We start from the raw sequence: 564 nt of genomic DNA, 5'->3' as shown, positions 1-564 counted from the left end.
GCATTGTGGGTTCTCTATTCGACGACGGAAAAAATATCAAAAGGTGATCTGACTTCTCGTTTAGGCTTTCACGCTGGGCGTGATGAATTTGGCACCATCGGCTGCGCACTTGATAATGCAATGGATACATTATCGACACTGGTTAACACCGTGAAAGATAACTCGACCAAGCTTGGCGAAACATCCAGTTCATTCGAGCGTGAAATGAAAGAGAGTGAAGCACAAATCAATAACCAGTATTCCTCCCTCGATTCTGTCGCAACCGCCATGGAGCAAATGACCGCATCCGCCCAAGAAGTTGCCTCAATTGCTAACCAGGCCACCACTCAAACCGAGCAAGACCGCGCTCAAGTGAATGAAAGCCGTGCTCGCGTAGAAAAAGCCATTCAACAAATCGTTCAGCTGTCGGATTCTATCTCCCAAGCTTCAAACTCGGCCGCAACGTTGAACGACAACACCGCCAAAATCAGTGACGTGGTAACAACCATTAACGGTATTTCAGAGCAAACCAATTTACTTGCGCTGAATGCGGCTATCGAAGCGGCTCGTGCAGGTGAACAAGGC

General features: G+C 48.2%; 1 protein-coding gene. It reads left to right on the top strand.

Annotated features, from left to right (window positions below; translation table 11 throughout):
• On the top strand, window positions 1-564 hold a 564-nt coding region (locus ACP45E_RS21900), incomplete at both ends, for a methyl-accepting chemotaxis protein (protein ID WP_141707485.1).

Source organism: Vibrio genomosp. F10 str. 9ZD137 (assembly GCF_049974785.1).
GTDB lineage: Bacteria > Pseudomonadota > Gammaproteobacteria > Enterobacterales > Vibrionaceae > Vibrio.
Note: the sequence above shows the minus strand (reverse complement) of the source record. Positions and strands in the feature narration are given on the sequence as shown.